The sequence below is a fragment of the Streptomyces griseoruber genome (assembly GCF_001514205.1).
Classification (GTDB): domain Bacteria; phylum Actinomycetota; class Actinomycetes; order Streptomycetales; family Streptomycetaceae; genus Streptomyces; species Streptomyces griseoruber.
Map to the genome: position 1 here is coordinate 1 of NZ_KQ948798.1, position 726 is coordinate 726.

Annotated in this window: 1 protein-coding gene; it reads right to left on the minus strand. The window is 72.3% G+C overall.

Going from position 1 to position 726, the window contains the following annotated elements:
* Window positions 1–726, minus strand: a 726-nt coding sequence (locus tag AQJ64_RS43960; RefSeq protein ID WP_169809763.1) for a polyketide synthase, incomplete at both ends; no start/stop codon positions are given.

Consider the following 726-nt stretch of genomic DNA (forward strand, 5'->3'; position numbering starts at 1 on the left):
CAGGAACGCGGTGCGCGCATCGCGTCGTGCCGTGCCCGTCGCGGTGTTGAGCGCCTCCTCGCCGGTGGCGACCGACTCCAGCGCCCGCAGCAACTCCGCACGGTCCGAGCCCCAGACCACCGCCCGGTGCTCGAACAGCGACCGCGACCGCACCAGCGCACCACCGACCTCGGCGACACCCAGCCTCTCGTCGGCGGACACGAACTCCGCCAGCCGGCCCGCCTGGCCCCGCAGCGCCGCACCCGTACGGCCCGACACCACCCACGGCACCACACCACCAACCACCGGCACACTCACCGGCTCCGGCTCCGGCTCCGCCACGACCGGCGGCTCCTCCAGCACCACATGCGCGTTCGTACCGCTCAGACCGAAGGACGACACACCCGCACGGCGCGCCCGCCCCTCCACCCGCGGCCACTCGGCACACTCCGTCAGCAGCTCCACCGCACCCGCCGACCACTCCACGTGCGACGACGGCTCCTCCGCATGCAACGTCCGCGGCAGCACACCGTGTTGCAGAGCCAGCACCATCTTGATCACACCCGCCACCCCCGCGGCGGCCTGCGTGTGACCGATGTTCGACTTCACCGACCCCAGCAGCAGCGGCCGTTCCCGGTCCTGACCATAGGCCGCCAGGATCGCCTGCGCCTCGATCGGGTCGCCCAGAGCCGTGCCCGTACCGTGCGCCTCCACCACATCCACATCCACAGGCTTCAGCCCCGCAAC